The 26909-nt window shown below is 41.0% G+C and carries 25 protein-coding genes; 5 read left to right on the forward strand and 20 right to left on the reverse strand.

Annotated features, from left to right (window positions below; genetic code table 11):
• Positions 1–12: 12 nt before the first annotated feature.
• Positions 13–270 (forward strand): hypothetical protein, encoded by a 258-nt coding sequence (locus U5K72_11210; GenBank protein MDZ7719373.1) that lies wholly within the window; start codon positions 13–15, stop codon positions 268–270.
• Here U5K72_11210 and rho read toward each other — a convergent pair.
• The 7 genes from rho to U5K72_11245 all read right to left on the reverse strand — a co-directional run bounded on the left by rho (position 253) and on the right by U5K72_11245 (position 8137).
• Positions 253–1782: a transcription termination factor Rho gene (gene rho, locus U5K72_11215; GenBank protein ID MDZ7719374.1), complete on the reverse strand. Its 1530-nt coding sequence runs from the start codon at positions 1780–1782 to the stop codon at positions 253–255. The genes U5K72_11210 and rho overlap by 18 nt on opposite strands.
• Before the next feature lie 96 nt (positions 1783–1878).
• The gene (locus tag U5K72_11220) at positions 1879–3168 is read right to left on the reverse strand and encodes a folylpolyglutamate synthase/dihydrofolate synthase family protein (GenBank protein MDZ7719375.1); all 1290 of its coding nucleotides are present in this window, start codon (positions 3166–3168) and stop codon (positions 1879–1881) included.
• Positions 3161–4033, reverse strand: a complete 873-nt coding sequence (locus U5K72_11225) for an aminotransferase class IV (GenBank protein MDZ7719376.1) — start codon at positions 4031–4033, stop codon at positions 3161–3163. Before U5K72_11225 ends, U5K72_11220 begins: the two co-directional genes overlap by 8 nt.
• Positions 4026–4556 (reverse strand): hypothetical protein, encoded by a 531-nt coding sequence (locus U5K72_11230; GenBank protein MDZ7719377.1) that lies wholly within the window; start codon positions 4554–4556, stop codon positions 4026–4028. The genes U5K72_11225 and U5K72_11230 overlap by 8 nt, the downstream gene beginning before the upstream one ends.
• A 231-nt stretch (positions 4557–4787) precedes the next feature.
• Positions 4788–5372: a gluconate 2-dehydrogenase subunit 3 family protein gene (locus U5K72_11235; GenBank protein ID MDZ7719378.1), complete on the reverse strand. Its 585-nt coding sequence runs from the start codon at positions 5370–5372 to the stop codon at positions 4788–4790.
• Between the two features lie 4 nt (positions 5373–5376).
• Positions 5377–7074: a GMC family oxidoreductase gene (locus tag U5K72_11240; GenBank protein MDZ7719379.1), complete on the reverse strand. Its 1698-nt coding sequence runs from the start codon at positions 7072–7074 to the stop codon at positions 5377–5379.
• 115 nt (positions 7075–7189) lie between these two features.
• Positions 7190–8137, reverse strand: coding sequence for a sugar phosphate isomerase/epimerase family protein (locus tag U5K72_11245; protein ID MDZ7719380.1), 948 nt, complete (start codon positions 8135–8137; stop codon positions 7190–7192).
• A gap of 146 nt (positions 8138–8283) precedes the next feature.
• On the opposite strand from U5K72_11245, the gene U5K72_11250 reads away from it, so the two are divergent.
• Together U5K72_11250 and U5K72_11255 are read left to right on the forward strand one after the other, a co-directional pair.
• On the forward strand, positions 8284–9153 hold the full coding sequence (locus U5K72_11250) for a PfkB family carbohydrate kinase (protein MDZ7719381.1): 870 nt from the start codon (positions 8284–8286) through the stop codon (positions 9151–9153).
• Positions 9154–9158: 5 nt separating this feature from the next.
• The gene (locus tag U5K72_11255; protein MDZ7719382.1) at positions 9159–10925 is read left to right on the forward strand and encodes a DUF2207 domain-containing protein; all 1767 of its coding nucleotides are present in this window, start codon (positions 9159–9161) and stop codon (positions 10923–10925) included.
• 135 nt (positions 10926–11060) lie between these two features.
• Here U5K72_11255 and U5K72_11260 read toward each other — a convergent pair whose 3' ends face one another.
• The 4 genes from U5K72_11260 to U5K72_11275 all read right to left on the reverse strand — a co-directional run bounded on the left by U5K72_11260 (position 11061) and on the right by U5K72_11275 (position 15425).
• A complete protein-coding gene (locus U5K72_11260) occupies positions 11061–11750 on the reverse strand; it encodes a hypothetical protein (GenBank protein ID MDZ7719383.1) in 690 nt (229 codons plus the stop codon).
• 98 nt (positions 11751–11848) lie between these two features.
• Entirely contained in the window at positions 11849–12772 is a 924-nt protein-coding gene (gene murQ, locus U5K72_11265; protein MDZ7719384.1) for an N-acetylmuramic acid 6-phosphate etherase, read from the reverse strand.
• Positions 12769–14268 (reverse strand): acetyl-CoA carboxylase biotin carboxylase subunit, encoded by a 1500-nt coding sequence (accC, locus tag U5K72_11270; protein ID MDZ7719385.1) that lies wholly within the window; start codon positions 14266–14268, stop codon positions 12769–12771. The genes murQ and accC overlap by 4 nt, the downstream gene beginning before the upstream one ends.
• A gap of 182 nt (positions 14269–14450) precedes the next feature.
• Positions 14451–15425: a phytoene/squalene synthase family protein gene (locus U5K72_11275; GenBank protein MDZ7719386.1), complete on the reverse strand. Its 975-nt coding sequence runs from the start codon at positions 15423–15425 to the stop codon at positions 14451–14453.
• A 174-nt stretch (positions 15426–15599) separates the two neighbouring features.
• Here U5K72_11275 and U5K72_11280 point away from each other — a divergent pair, with 174 nt between their 5' ends.
• Positions 15600–16625 (forward strand): LacI family DNA-binding transcriptional regulator, encoded by a 1026-nt coding sequence (locus tag U5K72_11280; GenBank protein ID MDZ7719387.1) that lies wholly within the window; start codon positions 15600–15602, stop codon positions 16623–16625.
• 6 nt (positions 16626–16631) lie between these two features.
• Positions 16632–17585 (forward strand): phosphoribosylaminoimidazolesuccinocarboxamide synthase, encoded by a 954-nt coding sequence (locus U5K72_11285; GenBank protein MDZ7719388.1) that lies wholly within the window; start codon positions 16632–16634, stop codon positions 17583–17585.
• A 118-nt stretch (positions 17586–17703) separates the two neighbouring features.
• Here U5K72_11285 and U5K72_11290 read toward each other — a convergent pair whose 3' ends face one another.
• The 9 genes from U5K72_11290 to trpB all read right to left on the reverse strand — a co-directional run bounded on the left by U5K72_11290 (position 17704) and on the right by trpB (position 26900).
• On the reverse strand, positions 17704–18573 hold the full coding sequence (locus U5K72_11290; protein MDZ7719389.1) for a DUF1080 domain-containing protein: 870 nt from the start codon (positions 18571–18573) through the stop codon (positions 17704–17706).
• A 593-nt stretch (positions 18574–19166) separates the two neighbouring features.
• On the reverse strand, positions 19167–20447 hold the full coding sequence (gene bioA / locus U5K72_11295) for an adenosylmethionine--8-amino-7-oxononanoate transaminase (GenBank protein ID MDZ7719390.1): 1281 nt from the start codon (positions 20445–20447) through the stop codon (positions 19167–19169).
• A gap of 6 nt (positions 20448–20453) precedes the next feature.
• A complete protein-coding gene (gene bioD, locus U5K72_11300) occupies positions 20454–21095 on the reverse strand; it encodes a dethiobiotin synthase (GenBank protein MDZ7719391.1) in 642 nt (213 codons plus the stop codon).
• A complete protein-coding gene (locus tag U5K72_11305; protein MDZ7719392.1) occupies positions 21092–21880 on the reverse strand; it encodes a methyltransferase domain-containing protein in 789 nt (262 codons plus the stop codon). Before U5K72_11305 ends, bioD begins: the two co-directional genes overlap by 4 nt.
• Positions 21881–21908: 28 nt before the next feature.
• Positions 21909–22592 carry an alpha/beta hydrolase gene (locus U5K72_11310; GenBank protein ID MDZ7719393.1) on the reverse strand — a complete coding sequence of 228 codons (684 nt, stop codon included), beginning with the start codon at positions 22590–22592 and terminating at the stop codon, positions 21909–21911.
• Positions 22589–23755 carry an 8-amino-7-oxononanoate synthase gene (locus U5K72_11315; GenBank protein MDZ7719394.1) on the reverse strand — a complete coding sequence of 389 codons (1167 nt, stop codon included), beginning with the start codon at positions 23753–23755 and terminating at the stop codon, positions 22589–22591. The genes U5K72_11310 and U5K72_11315 overlap by 4 nt, the downstream gene beginning before the upstream one ends.
• Complete coding sequence (locus U5K72_11320) at positions 23745–24854, reverse strand: DUF4837 family protein (GenBank protein ID MDZ7719395.1); 1110 nt, start codon at positions 24852–24854, stop codon at positions 23745–23747. The genes U5K72_11315 and U5K72_11320 overlap by 11 nt, the downstream gene beginning before the upstream one ends.
• Positions 24851–25687 (reverse strand): tryptophan synthase subunit alpha, encoded by an 837-nt coding sequence (gene trpA / locus U5K72_11325; GenBank protein ID MDZ7719396.1) that lies wholly within the window; start codon positions 25685–25687, stop codon positions 24851–24853. Before trpA ends, U5K72_11320 begins: the two co-directional genes overlap by 4 nt.
• 22 nt (positions 25688–25709) lie before the next feature.
• Complete coding sequence (trpB, locus tag U5K72_11330) at positions 25710–26900, reverse strand: tryptophan synthase subunit beta (protein ID MDZ7719397.1); 1191 nt, start codon at positions 26898–26900, stop codon at positions 25710–25712.
• Between the last annotated feature and the right edge of the window lie 9 nt (positions 26901–26909).

Below are 26909 nucleotides of genomic sequence, written 5' to 3' on the forward strand. Positions count from 1 at the left end.
GAAAACAGGAATTTGGGATACCGTAATGTATTCAGGCAGCCTGTTCCACATACTTCAACAGAACTGAGTGCAACAGTATCGGGCAAGCTGCCCGATGTACATGGTACGCCGGACAGCTTGTCCGGCTCTTCAAACTGTAATTTTGATGAAAACAGGAGTTTGGGATACCGAATTGTATTCAGGCAACCTGTTCCACATACTTCAACAGAACTAAATGCAACAGTATCGGGCAAGCTGCCCGATGTACATCTTCTATTGCTTATTCATTGAGATAAGAAACTCTTCGTTTGACTTAGTGCCTTTCATCTTGTCGAGCAGAAACTCCATCGCCTCAAATGCATTGTGATTGTTGAGGTAACGACGAAGCAGAATTACTTTCTCATGCTCTTCCTCGGCAACAATAAGCTCTTCGCGGCGGGTTCCACTCTTGAAAACATCAATAGCAGGAAAAATTCGCCGCTCAGCAAGACGCCTGTCGAGTACAAGTTCCATGTTACCGGTTCCTTTAAACTCTTCGAATATCACATCATCCATTCGGGAGCCGGTTTCTACCAGCGCTGTGGCGATAATCGTCAGACTTCCGCCTCCCTCAATATTTCGTGCCGAACTGAAGAGCTGACGCGGTGCTTTCAACGCCTCAGAATCTACACCACCGGTCATTGTTCTGCCCGAGCTACCCGTAGCAACGTTGTAAGCGCGTGCAAGACGAGTAATGGAGTCCATGAGCAGCAATACATCATGACCGCTCTCTACAAGCCTCTTGGCTTTTTCAAAAACTATTTCAGAGAGTCCAACATGGTTTTCAGGCTTCTCATCAAATGTAGATGCAACTACTTCGGCATCTTTCACTGTTCGCTGCATCTCAGTTACCTCTTCCGGGCGTTCATCAACCAGAAGAATGATAATCTTTGTATCGGGGTGATTCTTGTTAACAGCATTAGCCACATTTCTTAGAATAGTAGTTTTACCCGTTTTAGGCTGAGCTACTATTAATCCCCTCTGCCCCTTTCCAATTGGAGTAAACATATCCATAATTCGGGTTGTGTACCCTGCAAAATGGTTTTCCAGTTTGAACCTGGCATCGGGATAGATTGGCAGAAGGTCTTCAAAATCCTCTCGGTTATCCATGTCACGAGGAATTTTTCCATTCACTCCTTCAACCCGGAGCAATGCGAAATATCGCTCGCCTACTTTTGGAGGACGAATAATTCCAATCACACAATCCCCTTGTTTTAAACGAAATCGTTTAATTTGAGATGGTGAGACATAGATATCATCCGGACTGGCTTTGTAGTTGTAATTTACAGATCGTAGAAATCCATAACCATCCGGGAGAATTTCAAGTGTTCCTTCATTCAAAAGAAATTTACCCAGTTTCGGACGAATCTCTTTTAGTTTCTCTTCCAGTGAATCTGCATCCGATTCTGGCAGCACATTACTCACATGCTTCTTGTTCTTTTTATGGTTATTCCGGTGCTGGCGCCTTCCGGAACCAGACGATGAAGATTTTCCCCGTTTAGGCTTCTCATCGTACGTTTGTATATGAGATTGTTGACCGTAATTCGAACTCTGAACCTCTTTAGGTTTTGCAGAGTCTTTATGATTTTTTGAGCTTTTTTGATCAACACTATCTTTAATACGGTCGATAATGCCTTGTTTCTTTAGAGTGGAAACTCCTTTTAGACCCATTGCTTTTGCAATAGCTTTCAGATCTTTAACGTTTTTTTGATGTAAAGTTTCCAGGTCGATTTTAAAATCGTTATCGGTTTGATTCTCCGACATAATGAAAGTTTAGTTCTAATATTTAATTCATGTAGAAAAGCGAACAACTTAGTCTTAGTAGCACGCCGAGGGTAAAAACTTATAGTGCGGAAGGATTTAATTGATTTGATCAGCAGAAGCTATGGAACCCATCCAATTGCTGACAACACTGTAAAAGTAAAAACTTCCGCTAAAAATTACTAATTCTGATTGAAATTGATTGGACTGTAATTTATCGGGGGAATCTAACACATTTGCTGATGGAAAATAAGATTTCATCTCATCTAATGCAGCCGCCCTCTCTCCTTCCATTGCATAAAGATAGATGTTTCCAAATTTATTCCAAAGCTCTGCAACTTCAGTACTCAATTTATCATTCATAAAACTTAAAATAACAATCCAATTTTCGGGCGGAGCAATCTCTGCGAGATGCATGGTTAACTCTTGAATGGATTGAGTGTTATGAGCTCCATCAAAATACCAGTCATAATCTGGCGATAATTTTTCAAATACCGCTCGTCTTTGAAATCTCTTTTGAACGTTCTCAATACCTTGTTCAAATTGTTCCTTGCTAACAGAATACTCATCATTTAGAAGATCCGTCACCCTGTGCACAACTGCAATATTCTTTGCATCAACTTTTTTCCAGTTCTTGCCATCAATCACAATTTGGGAGCAATTCTTCTTTATTATGATGCTATCATCCTGATACACAGTGTCCATTAAATTTATTGTAAGTAGTTCTCCAGATTTTTCTTTCGCAATATTTTCAATAACTGTTTGAGCTTCAGGCTCTAAATCCCCAATTACTACCGGCTTATTTGGTTTGATGATACCGCCTTTTTCCTTTGCAATTTCTGAAATGGTATTACCCAAAATATTAGTATGATCGAGACCGATGGAGGTTATAACACTAACCAATGGATCCACTACATTTGTAGCGTCCAATCGTCCGCCTAAACCGACTTCGAGCACGGCAAGATCTACTTCTTTTTTGGAGAAATACCAAAACGCTATAGCAGTTGTAATTTCAAAATAGGTGAAATTTGACTGACGAATATATTCACCATAGGAATTAAAAAATTTCAGAAGTTCATCACTCTCAATGAATGCTGCGTTAATCTGAAATCGCTCTCTGATATCAATCAAATGAGGTGATGTATATAACCCAACTCGATATCCACTTTCTTGGTAAACGGATGCCAGCATCCTGCATACGGTACCCTTTCCGTTCGTGCCTGCCACATGGATGGATTTAAAATTGTTTTGCGGATTTCCCATTTGATTGCAAAACCTGACCATACGGCTCAGGTCGAAATTAGCAGCAGCTTTACCTTTTGAACTAAATTTTGGAATTGAATTCAGATACTCCTCTACCTGTTGCAAATTCGTAATCACTTCAGACATAAGTGGTATTCTCCTTTTTATATCTCTCTAACTCTTTTTCTAACAGAGTAAAGAAATCAGCCTCAACCCGAAAAGAAATATTTTCTATATCTGAAACCGGTATCACTTCAAGCACACTGTTTGTGAGCCATACAAAATCGGCATTCAGCAGATCATCCATATTGAATTGCCCCTCTTCTGCATCAATTTGTAGTTGATCATTAAGGATTTCAATAATCGAATTTCGCATGATTCCCGGCAGAATATCACAATGAACTGAAGGAGTAAATACTTTTCCATCCTTCATCCAAAAAATATTGGCTATGGAAGTTTCCGCTACAGATCCCTTCACAGTCAACATAACCGCATCATCCGCTCCTTTCTTGTTGGCTTCGCGAAAAGCCTGGCGGTAGTGTAATGTGTTACTCAGTTTCAATTCACTTGGACGGGCTTGTGACGGCACAACAATGGTTTCTGAAAGAATAAGTTTTTTTGGGTCAGATTTTTTTTCGGCTATTTGCGATGAAATAACAGTAATCAATGATGATTCATCTCTCTTTAAATAGCCGCCTTTTTCATTTAATGAAACCTGCACCCGAATTCGGCTTCTATTATTAGATAAACCATTCTTTTCTAATAGTTCCTTTACTTGTTTAAGAATCAAATCTTCATCTACCCAATCTTTGCCCGAAACGCCAAGATATTTTAAACCGCGATTTAACCTCTCAATATGCGCTTTAAACTTAAAAATTCCACCATTTTCAGCAATAAACGTCTCAAAACAACCAGCACCATAGTAGAGTCCCGAGGAAACTGCCGGAATTTTAGCTTCATCTTCCGCAATAATGGAACCGTTCAATATGATATATTTATCAGGCTTACTCACTGTCTAAAAGGCGAACTAACTTTGTTTTGATTTCAGTTGTATCGTTGCCAACATGAGTATCAAAAATCTGTTTCCTGCGATCGATGAAAATCTGTGTTGGAAGTCCGGGAGCCATCAATGATTGGAACAGATCAGTCCCTTCAACAAAATGAAACGCGAGAGCCTGATTACGGATATAGTTCTGAACTTGTTCATCCCCATCCCGAACGGCAGCCGCAATTACAATCAAAGCGTTCTCCTCCCTGTATCTCTGCAAATATTCTCCCACTTCTTTCGACTTATCGGACCAGGTGGACCAAAAGTGAATGATTGTCGGTTCTGCAGGCAAATCAGCCACGAACAAAGAGTCCTGTTCCGAAAATGAGCGAAATGAGAGTGTATCCGCTTGCACATTCGATACATTATTCTGGAATTCAGTGACTTGATTATGAAAATAACGAATGGTGCTGTATATGATTACCACCACAGTTATCGCCGCACAGATCCCTATAAAACGATTAAAATATTTTGGGTCGATTCTCATCTAAAGAAATTATAATTCAACAACAAGCAGAGCGAATAAGAAAGAATGGCATTGATGGAAAATAATGGCTTTATGATTGGAATTCACTCCTCCTGCAAGAAATTAGATCCCTTCGACAGAAGAGTTTTATTTAAAGAGAAAGAAGATGATAAAATCTTCGGATAAACATTGAAAATATCAGAGGATAAGTCTATCAATTTTTAAAAACCGGGGAATCATTAAATTCTCAAATCAAGTGGCCCAGGCTCTTCCAACCTCTTCAAACGGCATGCAGCCATTATACATTCCGGGAACAGGCTCATATCGAAGTACTTCAGTAGCACCCACTTCGGATGTAAAATATCCAAGAATGGTTAGCTCTTTGAATCGAAGGAAAAACGGTACATCCTGGTCTCGTTGAATTTCTAATGAGTTCTGATTTTCGCTGTAGGTGAACTTATAGCGATCCTCCTGAGTACTATCATAGAAATCACCATCAAGTTCAAGTCTCGATTTTTCAGCAAAGGCGTCCAATCCCTCAAGGAATTCTGCCTGCTGTTCATCTGTATAAACATCATTAATCATTGACTCGATAAATGCAGGGACACCGGCTTCGCTTGCTGAGGGATACTCATCCGCAGGAATGATCACATCTGCCAATGCCGTAGTCATTTTGGCTTGCTCATTTGTAAACAGCACAGGGTTCCAATCCACGCCCGGTTGAGCTGTACAGCCCTGTAAAACTCCTAAAGCATTTGGAGCAAATACTGCGCCGCCAATCAGAAGTGCCGTTCGTTTTATTGCTTCTTTTCTGTCAATTTTGTTTGATTCGTCCATAGTATTACAAGTTACCTTTTTTTAGTTGATCGGCAGCGAAGTTGGCTGCCCGTGCTGTTAATGCCATATATGTGAGCGAAGGATTTTGGCATGCGGCCGAGGTCATGCAAGATCCATCCGTTACGAATACATTTTTTACGGCGTGAACCTGGTTCCACTTGTTCAGAACAGATGTTTGTGGATCACGTCCCATCCGCGCAGTTCCCATCTCATGGATACCTAAACCGGGACCGCCCGGGTCGTCGAATGTTTGGATATTTTTTGCACCCGCTGCTTCCAGCATTTCGGCTGCATCATTCATCATGTCTTCACGCATTCTGTACGTATTCTCACTAAATTCAACATCAAAAACAAGAATAGGTTGACCCCATTTATCTGTTTCTGTATCACTGAGATACACTTTATTGTTGTGATCTGGCAGCATCTCACCAAAACCACCCATTCCGAGAGTCCAGGATCCAGGCTCCCGGAGTAAATCTTTCAGATCTAAACCAATGGCCAGTTCCCGTACACCACGCTGCCAGGCTTCCCGGCTTGCACCACCTTGGTAACCAAAACCGCGAATGTAACCCCGGTCATTTTTATTAAGATTTCTGTAACGTGGAATATAGAACCCATTTGGACGGCGGCCCCAGTAATATCTGTCCTCAAATCCCTCAATATCACCGCTGGCACCAACTCCCAAATGGTGATCCATAATGTTACACCCTAATTCGCCGGAATCATTTCCAAGTCCGTTTGGAAAACGGTTGGATATAGAGTTCAACATAATCAGGGTGGAATTCATAGTCGATGCATTCAGGAATACCAGATCAGCGTAAAATTCTTCTGTCTCAAGAGTCTCAGCATCAATAATTCTCACACCTGTAGCTTTCCCCTGCTCCTCATCATAAATTATTGAATTTACGATGGAATGAGGGCGTAGTGTCATATTCCCGGTTGCTGATGCTGCAGGAAGGGTGGCAGAATTACTGCTGAAATATCCTCCGTAAGGACATCCACGAATACAAAGATCGCGAAACATACATGGTCCCCTGCCCTCATGTTGCTGGGTTAAGTTGGCAACACGGCCAATTGTAAGCACCCGTCCAAAATTTTCAGCCAGGGATTTTTTAAACTCTTTTTCAACACAGTTCAGCTCCATTGGAGGAAGAAATTTTCCGTCTGGTAACTGCGGAAGTCCTTCTGCCTGACCGCTGATTCCGGCGAACTCCTCTACATAATCATACCACTCAGCCACATCTTTGTAGCGGATGGGCCAATCTACAGCAATACCATCCCTGAGATTTGCCTCAAAATCCATTGGAGACCAACGGTAACTTTGGCGTCCCCACGTTATGGAACGTCCGCCAACGTGATATCCGCGCATCCAATCGAAGCGATTTACTTCTTTGTAGGGTTGATCTGTGTCTTTTACCCACCAATGCTTGGTAGACTGTCGGACCGTATAGCCGGTACGCATCTGTTTTTGATAATGCTTCGCTTCCTCTTCCGTAAGTTTATCGGCATAAGGAAGTTCCCATGGGTCCTTTAGAGCAGTTGGATAATCTTCTATGTGTTTAACATCACGCCCCCGCTCCAGGACAAGAGTTTTTAGGCCATTTTCGGTGAGTTCTTTTGCTGCCCAACCACCGCTAATACCTGTACCAACTACAATGGCATCAAAAGTATTTTTCTTTTTAGCCTTAATGTTGAGATTCATACGTAATACTTCCGGGGTTTATGAGTAAGTCTGTAAATTACTTTCGGTAAGTGCCATTAAAAAGATTTAAAACTCTTTTTATTGTGTAATTATTATGATTTACTCATTTCCAGACTTATTCGGTAAGCTCAGTTCCTACTCTTTCGAGAAGTGCTTTTGTAGCTTTAATACCTTCATCCTCGGATAACCTGTTCCCTTCATATTCAATACCTACATAACCGGTGTATCCAGCATCTCTGACAATTCTCATAAGACGTTTCACATCGAGAGTTGTCTCATTACCATTCTCGTCAAAATCATACGTTTTGGCACTAACACCTTTCGCATGTTCCATCAGCATTTCAGTACCCTTATATTTATTGAATGATTCGTCTTCAGAGATATCAAAATTTCCAAAATCTGGTAAGGTACCGCAGTTGGGGTGATCAACCATCTCAATCGTACCTACCAACCAATCGGCATTACTCGATAGTCCTCCATGATTTTCAACAACAACACTGATTCCCTCATCATCGGCATATTCAGTTAAACTCCTGAGACCGTCTGCTGCGCGTTGCATCTGTTCTTCGTACGTACCCTGGCTCGCTGCGTTTACTCGAATTGCATGGCATCCCAGGAAACTGGCCATGTTCACCCATTTGTAGTGGTTTTCAACGGCTTGTTGTCGGGCGGATGAATCGGGATCTCCGAGATTCCCTTCCCTATCACACATAATCAATACACTCTCAACACCTTCGTTATCAGCAATATTCTTTAGTTCATTCAGATAGCTTTGGTCCTCAGCTTTCCCAAAATAGAACTGGTTAACATACTCAATTGCGCCGATATCATATCGCTGCCGAGCATGTCTGGCAAAATAGAGTGGATCGATCTCTCCCTGACCAACTTCGCGAGAAGGTCCAAAATAGCTTCTGTTGAGAGACCACTGAGCTAATGAGATATCAAAAAACATGTGGTCAGATCTGTTTTTTTCTTGAGCAATTGATGAAATGGGCAATCCTGCTGCTGTAACTCCGCCGATTGTGACGGCACCTAAACTTTTAAGAAATTTTTTTCTATCCATGATACTTTACTTTTTATTTAATAATCATTCAAAAATACAAGAAACAGAGAACTCTCAAAGCAGATTTAATTTTTTTTGCAAAAACAAGCATATTAGCTGAGAGTTTCTTCATTTAGTATAACTAATATAACATCTAAAGAAGTTTTATGTATAAAACATTAAGTGTGGGAGAAGTCCTCTGGGATATTTTTCCCGATTATAAAAAGCCCGGTGGATCACCGGCAAATGTTGCCTATCATTTGCATTGCCTGGGCACTGAATCTCTCTTGTTGAGCCGCATAGGTGATGACAAAAATGGAAAAGAGTTGCTGGACTTTTTAAACAAAAAGGGAATTGACTGTAAACTGGTACAAAAAGATACAGGTCACCCTACCGGAATTGTGAACGTTGAATTTGATGAAGATGAACCCTCCTATTCTATTGACATGCCCTCTGCCTGGGATTTTATAGAATTGACAGATGAACTGAAGAAAAAAACTAACGTATTGGATGCCATATGTTTTGCGTCTTTATCTCAACGAAATGACAAGACCAAACAAACCATTCAGCACCTGATTTCTGCAGTTCCGGAACAATGTCTTAAAGTGTTTGACTTAAATCTCCGTCCTCCATATGTAGACAGAGAACTGATTCTGTCGTCCATTAACAAATCAGATATTATTAAGATTAATGAACACGAACATAAAATATTAACTGAATGGTATGGAAACCCTCACTTTGCAGATGAAATTTTGAAGAATGATCCTTCAAAAATCATTCTATTAACGGAGGGAGAAAGGGGAAGTACAATGCTTACTTCTGAACAGTCAATTCAGGAAGATGCACACCCTATTTCCGGAGAGGGGGACTTTGTTGGTGTTGGAGATGCATTCCTGGCCTGTTTCACTTATCTGAGATTAAATAATACGGCAGATGACAAAATTCTTTCCCTATCCAATCAATATGCCGCATTTGTTGCTTCAAACAGAGGTGGTATGCCGGATATTCCAAAATCAATACTTGAACAAATTCAGTGAAAATCATGAAGAGACTGTTTTTTACAATTCTGCTTACTGTACTCATTTTATTTCAAGGCTTTGCGCAGGATAGAGAGTATCAGATTCCCGATATCGAGGTAGATGTTGAAATTCTTGAGGATGGAATCGTTCAAATCAGTGAGCATCGGACATATCAATTTCAGGGTTCTTATAGCTGGGCAGATTATCGCCTTCCAAAAAATGGATTTGCAGAGATCAGGAATATTCAAGTGCTTGAACAAGATCGCTATTTTGTTAATGAGAATAGCGAGGAGGCTGGTACGTTTAGCGTATCCGATGATGACGATTCGATTGTAATTAGATGGAATTACAATGCTGTTGATACAACCCGAACATTCTCAATTATATATGAGTTGACGGATGCCTTATCCATTGGGCCTGAATGGACTGAATTCTTTTGGAATTACATCGCCTCCGGACGCGAAAAACCGACAGAGAACCTGAACATACAAATTAGCCTGCCTCAACAGATCTCAACGGATTCCCTCCATACATGGATTCGTTCAGAATCAACCCAAATCGAGAGCACTCAACAGCCAGGGCACTTTTCAATTTCGGCTGATGAAATCACGACAGATCAATCGTTACAAGTTCGGTCTGTATTTCCAACTCAAATTTTCGATGAAAGTGCTGTTTCAATAACCAACCCTGACCTATCTCTCGAATGGATCCAAAACGATGAGAAAGCCTACATTGCTGAGCAGCAGCGCATTGAGGAAAGAAACGCATACTATGAGTCCATCACTCCGGAAATTATAATATTGATCTGTGTAGTGAGTATAGCTGTTTTCTTGCTGTTCTACCGAAAATATGGAACCCGGTTTTCAACAAGCACAATTTCTGATCGGGAAACTGTCCTGATTCCCGACTCTACCCCGCCCGCAATAATCGGTCAACTATTTGGAATGGGTACAGCCACGGGAAATCACCTGTCGGCAACAATTTTTGATTTAGCAAGGCGGGGTTGGTTCAAAATCCAGGAAGAGAAGAAAGAGAAAGAAGGCTTTTTCTCATCAGAGGAGGTTTATTTCAAAATCAAAAAATCTGAACCGCAACCGGATAATACCCTTCCAAAATGGGAACAGATGATTGTTGATCACCTGAATCAGCAGATCAGTCGCGGAATAGATCGTTTTAACAAACTCTTCGAGAATAGCGATGATTTCGATATGTCAAAATGGTTTTCGGAATGGAAAAAAGAGGTGAAAAAAGTTTATGATGAAAAAAATTGGATTGACCAAAAGAGCACAAAAGGGGTTATTTATAATTTCATAGCTCAATTTATACTCACGGCAATATCGTTTGTCTTTATGATTTATGGAGCGACAGGAATAGCCATCATAGGTTTGATATTTACAAGTTTGATGTCTTTCGCGTCTTTCTTTATAAAAAGAAGAACCCGTGAAGGTGAACAGACTTATAAACGATGGAAAGCATATAGAGATGGCTTGAAAAATGCAGATAAACGCACCATTCAAATGGAGATGATGGATAGACATTTTGTATATGCTATGGCGCTATCATTGTCAGGAAATCAAATTGAGAGTTTGGTAAAACAGGTAGATGGCCGTAGTGAGACAATCTTTCCATGGATTGTCTTGATGCCCGGTTCAAATCATACACCTGCATCTGTTGCGTCCACTGTTTCTGCATTGGCCGCATCCAGTAGTTCTACATTTTCCGGAACTGCAGGAGGAGCCGGAGCAACTGCGGGCAGTGCCGGTGGTGGAGCATCTGGCGGGGCTGGTTAGCATTATCATAACTCAACCGCTGTATGCCTATACATATTATTGGCTTCGGAATTCATCAAGCTAATGGTGTACTAAAGAGATGTTAAATTTATACATAACCAAATGACCGGACTTCAAAATTTTTAAGCCAAAAATCTAATAGTTAAACCGCTGCCGCGTAAAAGCTTTTACTGGTTCCCCGTTTTGTTTGGCAGGGCGGAATTTCCACTGCATGGCAGCTTTTATTACAGCATCCATCAACCCGTATTGAACGAATTCCAGTTGTTCGTAATCACTCCCTCCTCTTTCGTAAAGGCGAATTTCCATGATGCTTACCTCTTCTACCTCTCCCTCTTCATCTACTAAAAAATTTACAATCATCTCCAACCGGCCTTCGTACTCATCGGGTACTTGTTTTGGTGCAGTTGCCTCTACAATACGAACGACAGATGGCGGAATTTGAGGATTCCCTACAATTCGAGCCTCATCACCGGTTAAGCCGGTGCCAACCCCCTCTTCAGGTAGTGGTAGTGTTTCCAGATCCAGCTCTGTTTCAAAATCAATCTCTTCCTCAATTATCTCTTCATTGGGAACGGGAACCGGAGCCTGAGGCTTGGGTGGCGGCGGCGGAGATGACTGCTGCCGGGTCACCTGAATATCTTCCAAAGCTACAACTTCCTCCTGCTGAACCTGCACATCTATTTCAGGCTCATAAACAGATTCCGGCCAGAGGCGTATCAACAAAATGAACCCGAGCTCTACAAGAATGATGGACGTTAGGACCAAATTGCGATAGTTCCAGTCTGAGAGCCGCCTGTTTTTTTTCTGATGATTGTTCTTAGCCACCGCTTATGCCTGCTTGGTTCTGATAATCGTTCTAATATACATTTTATTTACGCATAGAACGGATAAGGAACCGAATCCTGATAATGATTTGATTAATTTTATTGGTGTTGCTGCAGTGCCCGTCTGATAAATCCGTCATGCTCGTATAGCTTTTTTCGGGCAGTATCTTTATCGACATCGGTCAGTGCCATTAATAAAGCCGTTTTTACATGATTATCTGCTTTATCTAAAAGATTCGATGCATCATCATATGTAACATCAGAAAGGCTCATTACAATCCTTTTGGCACGCTCTTCGAGTTTTTTATTGGTGAGCTGGAGATCAACCATTACATTTTCATACACTTTACCGAGCCGAATCATCGCCCCGGTAGTAAACATATTGAGAATCATTTTTTGAGCAGTGGCACTTTTCATTCGGGTGCTTCCCATCAAAACTTCGGGGCCCACAGGAACAGCTACCATGTAATCTACATCAACTTCTACCTGGTCCTCAGAAACAGTGGTAACCATAATTGTAACACAACCGATGGAATTAGCCTGCTTGAGTGCTCCGTGAACGTAAGGTGTTCGGCCGCTTGCAGCTAATCCAATCACCACATCCTTGTCGGTAATGTTCAATCGTTTTACCTCATTCATCCCGATCTGTTCGCTGTCTTCAGCCCCCTCCTGCGCGACAAACATTGCTTTTTCGCCTCCTGCAATAAATCCCTGAACAGTCTCGGGATCGGTTCCGAACGTTGGTGGGCATTCGGCAGCATCCAGTACCCCAAGCCGCCCGCTTGTTCCGGCACCGAAATAGAGAATTCGTCCCCCGATTTTTAATTTTTCAACGATGGAGTCGATCGCATCTGCAATCACATCCAGTTTTTCTTCAACAGCGTATGCTACTTTTTTATCTTCATCGTTGATGATTTTTACGATGGTACGTGAATCAGCAAGGTCAATCTCACTGCTGTTTGGATTACGCTGTTCTGTAAGTAATTTTTCGAGTTGATTAAATAATTTTTGGTTTGATTTCAATGAACTGCTTTTCTGTTTTTCCACCAGACACTTTCTTCAATAACCGAACCTGATGGCTTTGATTTTGTTGCTGTTTGTTGATCTTTTAATCTAAGTACGGAAGATACAATGGCAGCCAGTTTATTGTCAGTGAAATCTGAAATTTTCTCAGGTGTAAAATGATCGGGCACAAAATGGGTATCGTATTGACCTTCTCTGAACTGTTTGTGCTTTAACGTGAATTGACAAAATGGGATAGTTGTACGAACCCCTGAAATTTCATACTCATCCAGTGCCCGAAGCATTCGTTCTATCGCTTTTTCGCGATCTTTAGCAAACGCACAGAGTTTGGAAATCATCGGATCATAATGGATAGATACTTCCTGCCCCTCCTCAATTCCCGCATCCACGCGAATACCAGGACCCGCTGGAATTCTGTGCCGCTGAAGTGTACCGGTACTTGGCAGAAACTTATTGGCGGGATCTTCTGCATAAATACGGCACTCAATGGCATGTCCCCTCTTCTTAATATCTTCCTGTTTGAAGGGCAGCTTTTTACCTTCGGCAATATCAATCTGTAAGGAAACAAGATCCAGGCTCGTAATTAATTCAGTAACGGGATGTTCTACCTGCAACCGGGTATTCATCTCAAGAAAGTAGTAGTTCATGTGCTTGTCTACAAGAAATTCAACAGTTCCGGCTCCAACGTAATTACAGCTTTTGGCAACTGTACATGCGGCGTCTCCCATACGCTTACGGAGGTCATCCGTCATAACAGCAGAGGGTGCCTCCTCAATTACTTTTTGATGGCGTCTCTGCACCGAACACTCCCGCTCAAACATGTGAACTACATTACCGTGTTCATCGGCAAATACCTGGAACTCAATGTGTCGGGGTTCTTCAAGATATTTCTCAACAAATACACGATCATCTCCAAAGGCACTTCTCGCCTCAGATTTTGCAGCTTTTACGCTGTTTTCAAATAGATCTTCATCGTGTACAATTCGCATTCCCTTTCCGCCACCACCTGCCGCTGCTTTAATTAACACGGGATAGCCAATCTCTTTTGCAACTTTCTTTGCCTGCTGGATATCATCCATCGCTGATTCCGTTCCCGGTGGAAATGGAACATCAGATTTTGCCATTAACTCACGAGCTTTTGTCTTATCGCCCATTGTTTCAATGGCGTAAGCTGTCGGGCCAATAAAATTAATTCCATTTTCTTCACAAAGATTGGCAAAAGTGGAGTTCTCACTCAGGAAACCGTAACCCGGATGTATAGCATCTGCACCGGCCTCTTTGGCTACCTCAATCAGTTTATCCATCCTCAGGTAACTTTCAGAGGATGCTGCCTCGCCAATATGGTACGATTCATCTGCTGCAAGTACATGGGGAGCTGTTTTATCGGGAGTAGAGTACACACTGACTGTTTCAATTCCTCTTTCTCTGCAAGATCGTATAATTCGAACTGCAATTTCTCCCCGGTTTGCGATCAATACTTTTTTTATAGAAGCCATAATTTTTAGAACAGGTTATTTTAATTCTTCAGAGCTTATTTAATGGAGTCATCGTGATTTGTTTGATCTTCTTCGAAGTCAACATAATGTAGTCCATTACAATTCTCACTCTCTTTATTGAAAAATAGTAAAAAAAAGCTGAACTGTTAGGATTTCTGTAAAAAAAGATGAGTTCTGCTAAATCAGGAGTTTGTATTTAGCTGAAATAGAATTTTAGGTAAAATCGAAAATTTTTCAGTTGCATTCAGATAGGCACGTTGATTGAATACCTGGTATCCGTTTTCCTCAATTTTATTCAGAATTCGACTGTAATTTTCCCTTGCCAGAAGAACGGGTAGCCGGCTATCACGATTTAACATCGATATTCCCTTATCCGCCTCTTTGTAGTAATAGCGGGCTCGTTGTATCTGGAATTTCATCAAATCAATAAATCTGTCTGAGATTTCATTCTTGAACATCTCTTCCTCGGTCACCTGAAATTTTTCTAAGTCTTCTGCGGGAATATAAACTCGATCTCTTTCGAGGTCTTCTCCAATATCTCTCAAAATATTTGTTAGCTGCATAGCAATCCCCAGTTCAACAGCATGGTTAATAGCCTGCGGATTACTATACTCAAATATTTCAGCGGTCATTAATCCAACAACTGATGCAACCTTATAACTATATTCATAAAGTTCATCAAACGTTTCATAACGGTTTTTAACAAGATCCATCTTCACACCGTCAAGTAGCGTCAAAGGGTATTCAAGCGAGATGTTATAGCGATTTAATACATCCGCAAATGCAATAAGAACACTGTTGGTTTGTTCAGCACCGCGATAGGCACTAACCAACTGGACTCTGAATTTTTCAAGTTTACCTATAATTTCATCACGGCTTCTTCTTACTTGATATGGGTTATCCTGGTTCTCATCAACAATATCATCAAGAGTTCTGCAGAGTCCATAAATAGCAAATATTCCTCTCTGTTTATGATATGGAAGGAAACGCGTGGCCATATAAAAAGTTTTCGCATGCTTACGCGTAATATTTCTGCAATGAGAGTAGGCAAATCTCAGCCTGGTATCATCTATTTCGGAGATAACCGCCTTATGAAAGCTGGTTTTCTCGTAAATAGGCCGAATAAATGAGTATGGAATTTTTATTAGGTCTGTCATAGCTATTGACATATGTTCACAACGATAATGCCAAAACACTCATAAAAAGTTCCTCAAAATTAATAATTACGTTAAATATCTTTTTTTCCTTTATTTTAAGCCTACATGAAATGCACCTCAACTTTTACAGTAATGTGCAGTTTTTACCATTTTTATTAATTGAATTGGGGAATAATGAAATCAAAAAATAAAAAGATAACTATATACCAGGTTGCACAGCGGGCAGGAGTTGCAATCTCTACGGTATCAAGAGTTTTAAATAATTCTCCGAATGTTTCCGAAAAAACAAAAGAAAAAGTTAACGAAGCGATCCGGGAGTTGAATTTTCGGCCTCAAGTAAGTGCCCGTAAACTTGCCAGCCGGGAACCCCAAATGCTGGCTATCGCTGTCCCCTCGTTTACCACTCCCTATTACAACGAAGTTTTAAAAGGCGTGAAGGATGAGATCGGGGATATGGATCTTGATATAGTGATTTATAACACGGGTTCAAAAAATCCTAAAGAAGGGATTGAAAACTTCTTTGATCGTGGTACCGCCGATGCAGTAATTACCATCAGTATTGATATTACGGAGACCGTTCATCGTCAACTGCAATCGTCCGAGATACCCGTTGTGTTGATTGGAAGCTCCCACTCATCCTACAATTATTACGAACTAAATAACCGAAAAGGCGGGTTTTTAGCCGGAGAACACCTAATAAAACATGGCTTTTCAAAGTTAGGAATGATCAAACCCGTATTTAATAATAAATCTTCCCAGGAACGGGAAGCCGGATTCCTGGAAGCATTGAGAGAATTTAAAATGCCCATCGAGAAAAAATTCTTTATTTCTGGCGAAAGTACAAAGCATGCCGGTTATACAGAGGAGGCCGGTTTTGAGGCCATATACAAATATGAAAAGATGGGAGAGTTTCCAGATGCTATTTTTTGTGCAAACGACACCCAGGCGATAGGCGCCTATCATGCTTTAACAAAAATTGGAATGAGAATTCCTGAAGATATCGCCATTATGGGATATGATAACATCAAGTTCACAAAATACCTGGATCTTACTACAATCGATCAAAAAATGTATTCAGTGGGTGTATCTGCAACAAAACGCCTGGCTGAAATTATTCGACATAATCCTGACGAAAAAATTCAAAAAGTGATCGATCCAATCCTCGTTCCAAGAAACTCCACTAAAAATCCGAATGCTTGATTCAAGATGAACCAGCAGCAAGCACTTCAGCATTGTATTGTATCTACGAACGCAAAAAACGCCGGAAAGCCTTACAGGGGAAAAGTACGGGATGTGTACTCTCTTGGCGGTGATGTTCTCGGAATTGTAGTCTCTGATCGAATCTCTGCATTTGACCATATCATGAAACAGGCGATTCCGTTTAAGGGACAAATTCTCAATCGATTGTCTGCGTTTGGATTCGCAAAAGTGGAAGATATTATTCCAACTCACGTGATAGACGTTCCCCATCCAAATGTGATGATCTCTAAAAAGTGTGAACCGATTCCGGTTGAAATTGTGGTAAGGGGATATCTGACTGGTCACGCCTGGCGTGTGTACAAATCAGGAAAACGAGAACTTTGCGGGGTCACTTTACCGGCAGGAATGAAAGAACACGATCAATTTCCCGAGCCAATCCTGACCCCAGCTACAAAAGCGAAAGAAGGGCATGATGAAGATATCTCAGAAAATGAGATCCTGGAACGCGGAATTGTTGATGAAACCCGTTGGAATGAGATTAAAGATAAAGCCTTTAAACTTTTTAGAAGAGGAACTGAAATAGCTGCAAAGCAGGGGCTTATACTTGTTGATACTAAATATGAAATGGGTTTGAATAACGGAACACTGACGCTGATTGATGAGGTTCACACCTCGGATTCCTCCCGCTATTTTTACCTTGAGGGTTACGAAAAAAGACAGAAACGAGGTGAGCCACAAAAACAGCTATCCAAAGAGTTTTTACGAGAATGGCTGATGGAAAAAGGGTTCCAGGGAAAAGAAGGACAAACGCTCCCCGACCTTCCCGATTCATTCAGATGGAGTATCTACCAGCGATATGCTGAACTATTTGAGACTCTTACCGGACAAAATTTTGAACCTGTGATTATTGAGAATATTGATGAGGATTTGGAGGAGATTTTCGAAGATTACTTGAAATAATCCCACTTGATGATAAGTGTCGGGTGATGATTGTACTCTTTTTACCTCCAATCATTCAAATAATATAACCAGTCAGGTTTACACCCATCGGAAGGCTTAAACTCTTACAACCTGAGTTTTACATTATTTCATCCGGAATTCCATCAATAGATTTTATCTCAATATTTCGATAAAAGATTTCGGCACCTTCCGATTGAAGTTGAATTTTTCCTTTTTTTAAAGGATAATTTTTGCCGTTTTTAAGGTATTGCGAATTATAGGTGCGCATGTTCACTTTCCCGTTAACAACATGAACACTATTGCCATCAAACGTATATATTTCCATTGTATTCCATTCCCCAACAGGTTTCTCAAAATCTTCACTGTGATTACAAACGGCATTTTCAACATCAAATAACTGGCGGCTGGAATTATCATTATAGATAAACTCATCGCCACTCTTTTGAGCTGGAATTCTTACACTTGTCGTATCTACCGCAATAAAATCACCACTGTTTCCAACCATTACCTGGCATTCAAGTGACTGCATCCAAACACCACCCCAGGAACCTTCTTCTCCAATTGAATGGTACAATATTCCGCTGTCCATTGGCAGATTCTCTCTCGGAGGATATTTCTTATTCCCCCACTTAAACTGTAATCTTAAATGATAGTTTTCATATTCTTGATCGGTAACTAAAATCCCAAAAGTTTCACCGGAAATTCTTATTGCAGGCTGACCATCCTCTTGGGTTACAGTAAAAACATTAAGCGGATCATTATTCAAGCCAATCGGTTCCAGGTAGTTCCCCTCTTCATCTTTTGGAATTCCTTCAACTTCTGAGGTAGGTTCGGGTTCTCTTTGATAAGTGTACCAACCGGAGAGATCTTCACCGTTGAATAGTTGAACCCAACCGGACTGAGTACGTTGGTATTGATCTGTTGAAATGATACCGGCTGATACCGGTACAACCATAGCAATGACAGTTAAAATTATAATATTTTTCATATCTCAATATGTATTGAATGAAGATTCTTCCAAGTAATTTAACCAAAAAATGGTACGAAAGAACTATTCTTAGACTTAACCCGGATTATGCACCAAGAAATTTGGTTGTGCACAAGGCGAAGAGGAAATGGTGACGGAAGGGTACCTGAGTACCCTGAGTAAAGCTTTTCAACTTCAACGCAGTGCACGGGCAAATTTCGTAGCCATTTGCCACAACACTCAAAATTGAGCTACCATCATTTTCCGATACATCTAATAATATCTGTAACTTAACTTCTATTTTATACTTTTTCGTGAATAATTCGGGTTAAATAACTATCAAGATTTAGTTTTGATAAATACAGTACTTGTAAAAAAGGCTCTTTCCAAATGATGAGATAATGGTAAAACCAACGATTTGACGGGTTCTGCAAAACACCGATATCAAGCTTGTTTATTTGAAATAAATAACTCTTTATCCACGCATTCGACAGCTGAAGGAATTTCAGCTGCTTATTCTTACCCATCGCCAGATGATATCATTTTTCGTCTATCCAATCGCTCAATCATCTTTTACAGTTTTAGCTGAAGTCGGCTCAACATAGAATGAATGCTCAATAAACATCCTCAATCAATGATTTAAGCTGCCGGTATACCCAGCCAAGTTCCTCCTCAGTAATACAGTAGGGCGGCATCAAATAAACCGTATTTCCGAGCGGACGAATTAACAGGCCATAGTCATGACTCTTTGTTTTAATCTCCTGTGCAATTGAATTCAGGTATCCACCCTCCTCTTTAGTAGTAAGATCAAATGCAGAAATTGTACCTTTAACCCGAACATTTTCAATGATCGGCAGTTCTCTTAGGTCAGCCAGGTGAGTGTGATGTTCTGACTCCATTTTGTGAATTCGTTCCTGCGATTCAGCCAGGATCTCCATTGAAGCTATAGCTGCCGCACAACCAAGTGGATTTGCCGTATAACTGTGTCCGTGCCAGAATGTTTTGTGAGGATCCTCTGAATAAAACGTTTCATACACGGCATCACTACTCACGGTAATTGAAAGAGGGAGGAAACCGCCTGTTAATCCCTTGGCAAGGCATATAATATCTGGCTCAACCTGCGATCGTATAGAAGCAAAATTTTTCCCGGTTCGCCCAAATCCGGTCATCACCTCATCAAAAATCAAAAGTGTTTCAAACTGGCGGTTCACCCAGTGGAGCCGCTGTAAAAACTCTTCACGGCAGATGCGCATCCCTCCCGCTCCCTGGATAAGTGGCTCGATGATAATAGCGGCATATTCATCGGGGTTTTCAACAAGTAGTTTTTCAATCTCCTCAATAACCCGGTCCTCTTTTTCAGCAATATTTTCATCGCCTTCCCATGTATGCGGGTAATCCACGAAGTCCACTTCAAACAACATATTTTCAAAAACTTCACTGAAGATTGTGCGGGCTCCGGCAGACATCGCTCCAAACGTATCTCCGTGGTATGCTCCTTCAAAAGCAATTATTTTGTTTCGCGTTTTTCCAAGATTCTGCCAGTACTGAACGGCCGTTTTTATGGCAACCTCAACTGCAGTCGAACCGTTGTCTGAAAAGAATACCTTGTTGAGTTTACCCGGCAACATATTTGTAACCACATCAGCAATCTTTTCGGCCGGATCGTGAGTGAAATTGGCAAAGATGACATGCTCTAATTTTTTTGCCTGTTCATGTATTGCCTCTGTTATAACCGGATTGGTGTGACCGTGAATATTTACCCACCAACTTGAGATACAATCAACAATTCTCGTTCCATCGTCAAGCTCCAGCCAAATACCCTCGCCTGAAACAACTTTTTTAGGCTCCGGACTATTTTTCTGAATGGTAAAGGGGTGCCAAATGTGTGGATTCATAAACGCTTAACTTTCTGTATAGATCGGTTTTTTTAAAGAAGAGTGGAAGGCTTCATGTATGGTTGTTGGAGTCAGATCTGGTAAAAGAGGGAGTCTGAAAAGGCGCTCAACTTTTCCATATGTAATAATCGCCTCTTCGTTTGAATTGTGCCTCTCGCCCACTAAGACCACACCAAATACCGGGATATTCCTGTTCCGCATCGCTTCGAGACTGAGCAGGGTGTGATTGAGCGTTCCCAAACCCGACTTAGCCACCAGTAATGCCGGATATCCAAAATGGGCAATCAGGTCAATCACGTATTGATGATCGTTAATCGGTACAATCAGTCCACCGGCTCCTTCAATAATTAGATGTTCCTGATGAGTTTTTGGTTCCGGAATCTCATCAAACCGAATGGTAACACCATCGATCTCAGCTGCAGCATGAGGGCTCATCGGTTCCGTCAAATTAAAACTCTCTTCGTAAAAATGATCATCAGGAAGACCGGTACTTTTCTTTAGAAACTCTGTATCTGTTATGGGATCGCGACCCGCCTGGATCGGTTTCCAGTACCCCGCTTTTAATCCGGAGACAAGTATAGAACTTACCACAGTTTTCCCGATGTCTGTGTCGGTGCCGGTAACAAATAGTTTTTTGGGATAGGTCATGATTCTAAATCTCGTTTTGCCGCAATAAAAGCCGTGTGATACTGGACCTTAATTCCTCCTTTTTCCTGCTCCAGCCAGTAATCATTCAACAGTTTTAATTGTTTCAGTGAAAGTGTTTTATGATTCATGTTTGTTGATGTACCCAGTTGTTTTAAATGTCGAAAAAAATCATAAACATTGTCGAATCTTTCAACCATATCATCTTCGTAATAATCTACCTGGAAAGGCCCCATTGAGAGATCTATTACCACTTTTTCAAGATCCGGAAGTGTATTCCCCGTGTATGGAATTCCAAGATCAAGACAATATTGTCGCCAGTTTGAAAATGATTCACTTGCCGGAAAGGAGATCAGAATTATTCCACCCGGTTTCAACGAAGAGGCAATATTTGATAAAGTTTGTGCAGGATGTTTAAACCATTGTGAAACATAATTTCCAGCTATCAGAGCATATATTGACTCCTCAAATTCTGCCTGTTCGGCATCCAATGTTTGAAATGATATAGAACCTGTCTCTGAAAATTGTTCTTTGCAATATTCAATCATTTCTTTCGACAGATCCGTAATCATTAACTCTCTATCACTAAACATTTCATAAAGATATTTCGTGAAATAGCCGGTTCCCGCACCAATTTCCAGAATGGGTCCCTCGGGAACAGAATACTGCCACGGTTCCAGTGCCTTTGCAAGCCGATCCGCAATATTTTTTTGGAGATCTGCATGCTCATGGTAATAGTGAACTGCACTGGAAAAATTATTTCTGATATTCTTTTTCAAATCAGCCAAAATGTAGCCTGTAGTAATAAAATAGTTCTTAATTAAATTTTAGCAGAGAGTTTAATATCTCAAATATTTTTGAACTGTGAGTATATGGAACACCGTGCCCCGCTTTTTTTATCTCAAAATATTGACTCCTCAAACGGAGCTTTGAAAACATATACCGGGCCAATTCATTATTAACAATTTTATCCTCACTCCCATGGATAATTGTAATGGAATTTGTATCAAAGATATCTGCATTCTGTCGATTATCATGATCCAGGTCACCAAGATCGGAAAGTAAGAGGTCGTGTTGTAAATTCTTGGGCAGATCAAGTTCGGGTTCCTGAGGATAAAAGACGCGCTCATAAAACTTCTGAAGTACTTTTCTTGGTGAGTCTACAAATTGCGATTGCATCTTCCTGAGTGCAAATTTGGATCTCTTGTACTCTTTTCCTGATTCAGGATGAAATTTTAGAAATCCACTGATAATTACAAGATGATCAGCTTTTTGAAGTACTTCGGAATCACACCAGTGGAGTCCGTATGAATGGACCAACAACAGTTTTTCTGAGTTCAAAGATTCATCCCAGGAAGGTAACATTGAACCGGAGAAGTAGCCTCTGTCAGCTGCCTGGAAATGAGCCGATGGAGTCATTTTTTCTTGCAGTGGCTGCCAAATAGATGGGTCAAATCCCCAGCCATGATATGCGATTACCTGGTACTTCTTATCACTCATGAGTTTGATAACAGCTCCAATAATTTGTTGCAATCTTCTTTGCGATGTGCAGTTGTTAGTGAGATTCTAAATCTGGACCTGTTTTCCGGTACTGTTGGAGGGCGAATGGCCGTAACAATCATGCCTGCTGCCTTTAATTCGTCGCTTTTTTTGAGAACTGCTTTATCCTCCCCTTCGATAATTGGAAGAATATGAGAGGGATTTTCACTTGTCTCAAAACTATTCTCTTTTAGTTTTTGATGAAAAAATTTCGACAATTCGTGTAAATACCTTCGTTCTTTCTCCATATCCGGAATCAAATCGAGGGCAGCTTCAATCGAGCCGACTATTGAGGGCGGCGGAGCCGTTGAGTAAATAAAACCACTGCAATAATTGATCAAAGCTTCAGTAATTATTTTGGATGAAGCTACAAAAGCTCCAAACGATCCTGCAGCTTTACCAAACGTTCCGATTAGCAGATCGATCTCCTTATAGTCTTCACCAAAACCCAATCCATTTTCTCCATAAACTCCAAACGCATGTGCATCATCTACATAGAGTTTCGCTCCATACTTCCTGGATAATTGAATAATTTTATCCAATGGCGCCCGATCTCCATCCATACTAAAAAGTGACTCGGTTACAATCCAAACTTCTGAAGATTTACCATTGGATTTTCGTTTTAAAAAAGTTTCAAGATGATCCATGTCATTATGCCTGAACCGATAAAAATCGGCTTTTGATGCCAGGCAACCAGTTAAAATACTGTTGTGGCATAGCTGATCCGTTATGATCACATCATTTTTATCCGTTATTGCAGGAAGAATTGTGCTGTTTGCCTGGAACCCGGTACTAAACAAAAGCGCATCATCTTTTTGATAAAGTGAAGCCAGTCTCTCTTCTAAATTTCTGTGGATAGCAAGCGTACCTGTTATCAGCCTTGAAGAAGATGAGCCCACACCAAACCGCTCTGCATATTCAATGCTTTTATTCTTCAGGGCGGGATGATTAGAGAGATTCAGATAATCATTACTGCAGAAGTTCAGGTACTCTTCTCCATCCATCTTGAGTAAACGGGATGTATAAACCGAATCGATTTTGTTTAGAGACCTGTAGCGATGCTCTGATTGCCTCTTCTCAAGTTTTTTTTGCAGCTTTTCGTGAGTAGATCCGCTATTCTTCACGCATCAGGTTTGTTATGGATTCTGAATCGCTATTCCAGGTTGAATCGGATTCAAACGTACGGCCCATTGTCCGAAATTGCCGAACGAATCTGCGCTTACGTACACTTGGGGCAAATTGTCCATACTCGATCATAAAGAGGCGTTCCGTTTTCGGATCATAGTAAGTAAAATTCACAAACGGCCCACCCATAAAATCGTTGGTCATTCTCCAGGTACCAAGTGTTTCATACCCGATGATACGATCCTCCCGGTTCATTTGATTGGTAATAACCTTTCTTGGACTTCTGTACTCAGTTGTTACGTACGATCCCTCCCTGCTTCCCTGGATATATTTTTGAAGCAGTGAATCGCGCGTGGCATTTATCCATTCTCTATCAATAAAGCCGATTCCTTCTACATCGTTTTGCCACCACGCCATCATCCAGCGGTCATTTTCGGGAAGAGACCGTCTAAACACAACTACATTTGAGGTATCTACTGTCTGAATATAATCATGCTGCATTCTCACTTTCCAACCGTGCTCATTCCAAAGCGAATCAGATATCGCGGTCTGTTCGCCCCGTCTGTAAATTTCATATTCACGGCGCTCAAATTCTCTTTCCATCAAATGACTTACGAGAGAATTCTCGGAGTTTCGAATTTTTTGCGATAAGGTAGAATCTGTAGTAGAGGTTAAGATTAACACCCATTGGTCTCGCACCCACTGATCTTTAAGTGGAAAAGCAAAACTCTCGCCCTCTCGTACCCGTTCTTCAACTTCGTCGCTCAATAGAGCCCGGATCAATCTGCCAACATTATTTTCGGCATCAATGGGAGCAGCAAGTATAATATTTTTTAAGTTTTGGATATTGTCTAACTCATCATTTGTATTAAATTCACGAAAAGTCAGATCATAGGTAGCTTCAAAGCTTGGAAGTGTTTCAATGCCCTTACCAAACGTTTCCTCAATAGCCAGTGCCGATTCACTATTCCAATCCGTTGAATCCATTACAACATACACTTCGTCAACTGCGCCAACTGATCGTGACCTGTAATCTCCTTCGCAGGCTGAAATGAAAGCAATTCCAATTATCGTTAAAATCAATAAAAACCTATTCATAGTGATCTTTCTTTTTGGGATTCTGTTTTCCCGTATTTCAATCTTCTAACAAAACTAAAAACGTTATCCTTCCAACCCTCTTCCGGGTATACTTTTTTAATTGTATCAATGAGAGCACTTCCTACAATGAAACCATCTACCTCTTTCGATATTATCTGAGCATCCTCATAACTTTTAATTCCAAACCCAACAAGTTTAGGATTCTTTGTGACATTAGTTTTTACACGATGGATAAATTTTTCCACCGATTTTGCCACTTCATCACCTTGCCGGGCTCCGGTTACACCGGTAACTGATACACAATAGACAAATCCATTACTGTGTTGATCTACAACTTGCATTCTTTCATTCGAAGAGTTTGGAGCGACAAGAAATATCAGATTCAAATTGTGTTGTTCGGCCTTTTTGGAAATAATGGATGATTCTTCAACCGGAGCATCCGGAATGATCAGCCCGTCCACACCATTTTTCTCAGCCTGTTCACAAAACCGATCCACCCCATATTTTAGAATAGGGTTGATATAACCCATCAGAATTAATGGAATTTCGGATGATTTTCGGATTTCACGAACCATCCCAAAAATCTTGTCCATAGTAATACCATTTTTGATGGCGGTGTTGCTTGCGTATTGAATGGTGGGCCCATCAGCCAGCGGATCACTAAAAGGCATACCCAATTCAATGAGATCGGCGCCATTCTTTTCAAATCCAAGGATTAAATCAACTGTTGAATCGAGGTCAGGATACCCGGCCGAGATAAAAAGCGACATTACTTTTTCCGAGTCACCTTTATTTTCAAATAGCGTCTGAATTCGTGTTTTTTCTTTAATCATAAAGTTCTAAAATGATAAATATTTAATCCGAAAACCACTCAGAAATTGTTCCCATATCTTTGTCACCACGGCCTGAACAGTTAACAACTACAATATCATCTTCCTGGGTTACCGGCATTAATGTATCCAGATATGCCAGGGCGTGTGCAGTTTCAATCGCTGGTATAATCCCCTCTTTCTCCGACAAAAGCTTTACAGCTTCCATTGCATCATTATCGGTCACACCATAGTAATGAACTCGTTTAGTGTCGTGAAGATAGGAATGTTCGGGACCAATTCCGGGATAATCCAGGCCAGCACTTATGGAATGAGCCAGTTGAATTTGTCCCTCATCACTTTGCAGAAGATAACTGAGTGAACCGTGCAAAACTCCCCGGGTGCCTTTCGTTAAAGTGGCTGCGGTTTGATCGGTATCTGCTCCAAGACCGGCAGCTTCAATACCTATCATTTTCACATCTTCATCCTCAATAAAGGGATAGAAGAATCCAATAGCATTGCTTCCGCCTCCAACACATGCCACGAGATAATTCGGCAATCGCCCTTCCGCTTTTTTAAGCTGATCTTTGGTCTCCTCTCCAATCACCCGATGAAAATTCCGTGTCATCATCGGGTAAGGATGCGGTCCCACTACCGAGCCGATGATATAAAATGTATCATCAACATTGGTTACCCAATCGCGAATAGCTTCGTTAGTGGCATCTTTCAACGTCTGAGAACCACTTGTTACTTCTCGAACTTCCGCACCCAAAAGCTCCATACGGTCTACATTCAATTTCTGTCGCTCCATATCTTCGGCGCCCATGTAGATCACACAATCGAATCCAAATTTGGCACAGGCAGTAGCAGTCGCCACGCCATGTTGACCCGCTCCGGTTTCGGCAATGATTCGGGTTTTTCCCATTTTCCGGGCAAGCAAGAGCTGTCCGATTGCATTATTTATTTTATGAGCACCGGTATGGCATAGATCCTCTCTTTTAAGATAGATTTTTGCCTTTCCATAATGTTCAGTCAAGCGGTTTGCGAAAGTTAGTTTAGTCGGCCGCCCAACATATTCTCGAAGAAGATCGTAATATTCCTTCTGGAAAAGCGGATCATTTAATGCTTCCTCGTAAGCAACCTCCAACTCCTCAAGTACGGGTATCAATATTTCAGGAACAAACTTCCCGCCGTATTCGCCAAAATATCCTGTTTTTGTTGGTGCTGTGTATTTCATTATCGTTAA

Source organism: Balneolaceae bacterium (genome assembly GCA_034521495.1).
Lineage (GTDB): Bacteria > Bacteroidota > Rhodothermia > Balneolales > Balneolaceae > Rhodohalobacter.